Origin of the sequence: Micromonospora sp. NPDC051006, assembly GCF_044456245.1 — a bacterium.
Lineage (GTDB): Bacteria > Actinomycetota > Actinomycetes > Mycobacteriales > Micromonosporaceae > Micromonospora.
Map to the genome: position 1 here is coordinate 38,990 of NZ_JBITFP010000004.1, position 6,926 is coordinate 45,915.

Sequence of the window (6,926 nt, forward strand, 5' to 3'; positions counted from 1 at the left end):
TATGAGCGGCACGGCACCCACGGCCGCGCCCGTCCTGCCGACCCGTGGCCGGCTTCGGCCGCTCGGGTTGGGGGAGGTCCGGATCACCGGCGGATTCTGGGCCGAGCGTCAGTCGGTCAACGCCGGCGCGAGCCTGGAGCACGTCCAGTACTGGCTCGAGCGGGAGGGCTGGATCCGCAACTTCGACCTCGCCGTCCAGGGCGACCTGTCCGGCGAGCGTCGGGGGCGGGAGTTCTCCGACTCGGAGGTCTACAAGTTCCTCGAGGCGCTGGCGTGGGAGATCGGCCGGACCGGCGATGCCGGGCTCGAGTCGCGGTTCCGAGCCGTGGTGCGGCGGGTGGCCGCGGCGCAGGAGCCCGACGGCTACCTCAACACCAGGTTCGGCCGTCGGGGGCAGGCGCCGCGGTGGTCCGACCTCGAATGGGGCCACGAGCTCTACTGCGTCGGTCACCTGCTCCAGGCCGCGGTGGCCCGCGCCCGGACGCGTCCCGGCGCCGACGACGGGCTGCTCGAGGTCGCCCGGCGGGCCGCCGACAACGTGTGCGAGACGTTCGGGCCCGACGGCATCGACGGCCTGTGCGGGCATCCGGAGATCGAGTGCGCGCTGGTGGAACTCGCCCGGACCACCGGTGACGACCGCTACCTCGCCCAGGCCGCCCTCTTCGTCGACCGCAGGGGCCACGGCCGGCTCAGCGATGTGGAGTTCGGTCGGGAGTACTTCCAGGACGACCTTCCCGTGCGGGAGGCGGCGGTGCTGCGCGGGCACGCGGTGCGGGCGAACTATCTCGCCGCCGGCGCCGCCGACGTCGCGGTCGAGCTGAAGGACGCCGGCCTGCTGGAGGCGGTGCGCGACCAGTGGAAGAGAGCGGTCGCCCGGCGTACGTACGTCACCGGGGGGCAGGGCTCCCGCCACCAGGATGAGGCGTTCGGTGGGGACTGGGTGCTGCCACCCGACCGGGCCTACTCCGAGACCTGCGCCGGTGTCGGCTCGGTGATGCTTGCCTGGCGGTTGCTGCTCGCCGAAGGTGAGTCCCGCTACGCCGACCTCATCGAGCGGACGCTGTTCAACGTCGTGTCGGCCTCGCCGTCGGCTGACGGGCGCAGCTTCTTCTACACCAACACCCTGCACCGCCGGGAGTTGGGCACGCTACCCGACGCCGACCGGCCCAGCCTGCGCGCGGCGGCGTCCCTGCGGGCGCCCTGGTACGAGGTCTCCTGCTGCCCGACCAACGTCGCCCGCACCCTGGCCAGCCTGGCGGCGTACGTCGCGACGTCCGACGACGACGGCCTCCAGCTGCACCAGTACCTGGCCGGCACGGTCGAGCACCGCCTCGCCGACGGGCGGGAGCGGCGCCTGAGCATCGCGACCGACTATCCCCACGACGGCGAGGTCCGGGTGCGCATCGACAGCGACGACGACCAGCCCTGGTCGCTGTCGTTGCGGGTGCCGGGTTGGGCGGCCGAGGGCGCGACGGTCACCGTTGCCGGCGGCACCCGTCCGGTCGGTCCGGGGGTGGTGACCGAGCGGCGGAGGTGGCGACGCGGCGACGAGGTCGTCCTGTCCCTGCCGATGTCGCCGCGGTTCACCTACCCGGATCCCCGCATCGACGCCGTCCGGGGCTGTGTCGCGGTGGAGCGCGGCCCGGTGGTGCTCGCTCTGGAGTCGGTGGACGTCGCCGGCGTCGAGACCGTCGACGAGCTCCGCGTCGACACCAGCGGGCCGCCCACCGTGGTCGACGGCAGGGTCACCGTGCGCTGCCGGCGGGTGCGCCCGGACGACGACGACTGGCCCTACCGGGTCAACCCTGAGCCGGCTCGCCTCGTGGACGAGCAGCTCGACGAGGTGCCGCTGGTGGCGTATCACGCCTGGGCCAACCGTGGGCCTTCGACGATGCGCGTCTGGCTCTCCACCGAGGACTGATCACCAGGAAACGCCTTGAGCAAGCTGAACAACGTGCCGCATGTTAGCGCTAACACGTACCGGATCGAACCCACCACCCGAGGTGCGGCGCCGGCGGCGCCTCGAATGCCGGCCGCACCGATAACGAGGAGGAGAAGACATGATCCGTCCGCGCGTGCGGAGGGCGCCCCTCTGGGCCGCCCTGACCGCGCTCGTGGTGGGAGGGGCTGTCGGTGTGCCGTCCCCGGCACACGCCGACAGCCCGGTCCTGCCCGGCAACGAAAGCGACGTGGGCGTCTACACCAACGGGCAGAGCCATGCCATGGAGATCGGGGATCCGGTCTACAACAACGTCGGTGACGTCGCCAACCAGTTGAAGCCCGGCGTGCCGTTCACCGCGACGAGCATGCACCAGTCGATCTTCGACAAGGATCTCGCCGCCGGCGGCACCGACTACTACCTGGACCGGGTCCTCGGCGTCAGCGGGCCGGTCGGGTCGGCGGTGCTGATGACCCGGGGCCGCTCGCTGTACATGCGCGGCGCGAGCAACAACAACTTCACCGTCATGGGCTTTGCCGGCAGCACCTTCGTCGGCGGCCCCAACAACCTCGGCAACCTGTACACCGTCACCGTGCCCGGGCAGACGGTCACCGAGGTCAACGCCGATCGGTTCAACGCCCCGAGCCACGCCAGGGGCCGGTACACGATCGGCGCCACCGGGGTCTCCGCCAACCTGACGAAGTTCATCACGTACGACAACGTGGCGGTGACCGCCATCGACTTCAGCAACCCCGGCGACGCGCCCGCGACGTTCACCGTCCGCGCCGCCTCGCCCCTGGCCACCCAGGCCGGGAGCGGCCCGGCGGAGCTCTCCGGCACCCGTACGATCACCAGCGGCTCCAACAACGGGCTGGTCGACACCGCCTGGAACACCGTCAGCATCGGCCTCACCGGTGCCGGCTTCACCCGCAGCGGCACCAACCTCGACCGCGAGGTCACGGTGCCCGCCGGCGGCTCGGTGTCGTTGTCGGTCGTCGGCGCCGTCTCCTCGCCCACCCTGCCGGAGACGGTCGAGAGCTACCGGGACTACGCCGCGTTGTCGCCGGCCGAGGCCGTGCGCAACGGCATCACCGAGTTCAACCGGCGCTGGGCCCAGGACATCCCCTACATCGACGTGCCGGACCCCGCGATGGAGAAGGCGATTGTCTACCGCTGGTGGGGCGAGCGTTACAACAGCCTCGACGCCAACGCGCCCGGCTACGTCTACCAGTACCCCACGACGATCGAGGGGGTGAACCTCTACCAGAACTCCGTCGCGCTGACCCAGCCGATGCACCTGCAGGACACCAAGTGGATCCGTACGCCCTATCTGCCGTACGGCCAGATCCTCAACATCGGCGAGTTGTCCGGCTCCTCGGCCTTCCTGGACAGCCCCGGCCACACCAGCTGGAACAACCACTACTCGCAGTACCTGGGCACCGCCGGGTTGGAGGCCTACAACGTGCACGGCGGGGGAGCGGAGATCGCCCGCAAGTTCGCCGGCTACTTCGAGGGTGACGGCGTCGGTCAGCTCGAGCACTACGACGGCAACGGCGACAAGCTGATCGCCTACGACACCAACTACATGCCGGGCAACGACGCGGACGCCATCTCCTTCGGCTTCCCGAAGGCCAACGGCGGTGCGCCCGGCGCCCGCACGATCGAACGCCCGGAGTCGGCGTACGTGTGGGGCGCGTTCGACGCGGCCCGGCAGCTCTACCAGATCTCCGGCGCCGACCAGGCGAAGGTCGACGCCATGGCCGCCTCGGCCGACGGCATCCGCGAGGCGATTCTCGGGCGGCTGTGGAGCCCGGAGATGCGGATGTTCCTGGCCGGCACCTCGCACGGAGCCACCTCCGCGGCCAGCTCAAACGGCCGGGCCAACCCGCTTCCGGCGGAGGCCCGTGACCTGATCCCGGCCAAGGAGTCGAACCTCTACGACGTCTACGCCGAGAACCTCATCCCGTTCGACCAGTGGCAGACCTACGTCGACGGGTACCGCTTCCTGACCTACGGCGACAACTTCCCGATCTTCCCGTTCTACACCGCCAACCAGTACGACCGGACGGCCTACGGGGTCGGCGGCTCCAACAACTTCTCGAACATCAACTTCACCGTCCAGTACCGGGGCGTCCGCTCGGCGCTGCGCCACTACGACCGGGAGCAGAAGTACGTCACCCCGGCGTACGCCAAGCGGCTGTTGGACTGGATGGCCTGGAGCATCTACCCCAACGCCGACCTGCGCGCCCCGAACCAGGCGGAGTACTACTCCAACTGGAACGCGGCCGAGAAGACCTACAACCGCAACAACCCGAACCACGTGATGCTCGGGAACATGAACTACATCTTCGTCGAGGACATGGCGGGCCTGCAGCCGCGTTCCGACGACAAGATCGAGCTGTGGCCGATCAAGTTCGGCTACGACCACTTCATGGTCAACAACCTGCGGTACCACGGGCAGGACGTCACGATCGTCTGGGACCCCGACGGCAGCAGATACGGGCTGGGCGCCGGCTACAGCCTGTTCCTCAACGGCGAGAAGAAGGTCAGCACCGACCAGATCGGCAAGCTCACCTACGACCCGAACACCAACCAGGTCCAGGCCGAGGCGGGCCTGACCGTCACCTTCACCGCGACCACCGGGACCACCTTCCCGACCGCAGTGACCACCTCGATCGAGGACGACCGCGTCGTCACGTACCTCAAGACGGCCGGCATCGACCTCACCGAGGACGCGCCGAACCTGGCGGCGGGCGCGAGCCTCAAATCGTCGTACACCCAGCAGGGCGCCCGCTCGACGCCGTGGCGGCAGTTCCACACGCCCGGCTGGAGCACCACCTCGATGAACTACACCCCCGGCGCGATCAAGGAGACCGAGCGGCCGGTGTCGCTGGCGGCCGTGACCGACGGCGTCACCGCCAACGAGCCGTACTGGGGCAACCACGGCACCACCGACCGCAACGGCTACGTCGAACTCGACCTGGGCTCGGCCAAGTCGTTCGACAACGTGAAGGTGACCTTCGTCAGCGACCGCCAGGCCGGCGGCTACCGGGAGCCCGCACGCTGGTGGGTCCAGGTGCCCGACGGGAACGGGGGCTGGAAGGAGGTGCCGGGCCAGTTCAAGAACCCCACCGTCCCGGCGGCGAAGTTCAACGAGGCGCTCTTCGGATCCGTGACCTCGAACAAGGTGCGCATCGCGTTCACGAACAACCCGACCTTCTACACTGCGATCTCCGAGATCCAGGTGTTCGACTCGGGACGCGACGTGCCACCCGTCTCCAACAAGGCGCCCACCGTCACCGCCACCCGCGACGGCTCGGCGGACGGCAACCTCTCCACCCGGCTCGTCGGCACCGCGTCCGACGACGGCATCCCCTACGACAGCGACCTCACCTTCGGCTGGGAGACCGTCTCGGCCCCCGCGGGGGCGGCGGTCATCTTCGCCGACGCCAAGGCGCTCGCGACCCGGGTGACCGGCACGGTCGCCGGTGACTACGTGTTCCGCTTCTTCGCCAACGACGGTGAGAAGCGCTCCGAGGCGACCGTCGCGGTGACCATCACCGAGCGCGAGGTCACCGCGGAGTTCGGCTCCTCGGCGACGATCAGCACCAGCGGCACCGCGTCGTGGGAGAACCACCAGCGGGTCAACGAGGCCACCACGCCGAACAACTCGAACCCCGGTGCCGGGAGCGGTTGGGGCAACTGGGGCCAACCACAGAACGGCACCAGCACCGAGCGGGCGGCGTGGATCCAGTACCGGTGGAACTCGCCGGTGCGGCTGTCGTCGACCGACATCTACTGGTACGACGACAACGGCGGCACCCGCCGGCCCACGGCCACGACGTACGCGATCGAAAGCTCCGCGGACGGCACCACCTGGACGCCGGTCACCCTCGCGGAGGGCTCGTCGTACGGCAACGCGCTGGCCACCAACACCTACAACCACCTCGATTTCCAGCCGGTCACGACCAGCTACCTGCGGATCCGCATCTGGGGTGTGATGAGTGGCGGTGCGGGTACGGGCGTGCTGCGTTGGCGCGCCAACGGCGAGACCGTCGACTCGGTACGCTCGCCGGTGCTGATGCGGACAGCCGTCGGCCAGGTGCCCACTCTGCCGGGCACGCTCGACGCGGTCTACGCCAGCGGCGCTCGTGGCGCCGTCGCCTTCAACTGGCAGCAGATCACGCCCGAGATGGTCGCGGAGACCAACGTCGAGCCGTTCGTGGTCTACGGCACCAACGACGCGTACGGCCTGATCGCCGAGGCCCGCGTCTACGTACGGCCGGAGACGGCCCCGGGCGGCATTTCGATCCAGGGCGTCGAGTCGTTCGAGCAGGCCGTCGACGTGGGCGAGCTGCCGTACCTGCCGAACAAGGTGGAGGTCTCCTACAACGACGGCTCCCGGGACAACCAGGCCATCGGCGTCGACTGGCACTTCGACGAGAACATCGTCAAGACTCCCGGTCGCTACACCGTCATCGGTGACCTGATCCGGCCCGACTACGTGGGCAACGCGGGCGCGACCCGGACCACGCTGACCCTCACCGTGGGCGACGTGCCGCCGCCCCCGGAGTGGGACGTCGAGGTCCAGGCGCGTACCCAGTGCATCGGGACCAACGCCTACGTCTCGGTCAACGCTCGCAACGGCGACGACGTCCCGCTCACCATCGAGCTGATCACGCCGTACGGGTCGCGCACGGTCTCCGACGTCGCCGCGGGGAACTCCGCCTACCAGGCGTTCAACGCGCGAGCCAAGACCGTCCAGGCCGGCACCGCGACGGTGAAGGCCACCGGGACGGTCGACGGCCAGCCGGTGACCACACAGATCGAGGCGCCGTACGGCGCCATCAGCTGCGGCTGACCCTCACTGGTGGGGGGGCCCCCCCCCCCGCCCCCCCCCCCCCCCCCCCCCCCCCGGGCGCCCCCCCCCCCGCGCGCCCCCCGGGGGGGCGCCCCGCCCCCCCCCCCGCCCCCGGGGGGGCCCCGG

Annotated in this window: 2 protein-coding genes; both read left to right on the plus strand. The window is 70.2% G+C overall.

Annotated features, from left to right (window positions below; translation table 11 throughout):
• Position 1: 1 nt before the first annotated feature.
• On the plus strand, positions 2 to 1,921 hold the full coding sequence (locus ACIBBA_RS08960) for a glycoside hydrolase family 127 protein (protein WP_396695276.1): 1,920 nt from the start codon (positions 2 to 4) through the stop codon (positions 1,919 to 1,921).
• Between the two features lie 139 nt (positions 1,922 to 2,060).
• A complete protein-coding gene (locus ACIBBA_RS08965; RefSeq protein WP_396695278.1) occupies positions 2,061 to 6,800 on the plus strand; it encodes a discoidin domain-containing protein in 4,740 nt (1,579 codons plus the stop codon).
• Positions 6,801 to 6,926 lie beyond the last annotated feature (126 nt).

What these genes read in the sequence shown, in the direction of transcription:
- ACIBBA_RS08960 (WP_396695276.1), top strand. Translation starts at nt 2, where the DNA reads ATGAGCGGCACGGCACCCACGGCCGCGCCCGTCCTGCCGACCCGTGGC.
- ACIBBA_RS08965 (WP_396695278.1), top strand. Translation starts at nt 2,061, where the DNA reads ATGATCCGTCCGCGCGTGCGGAGGGCGCCCCTCTGGGCCGCCCTGACC.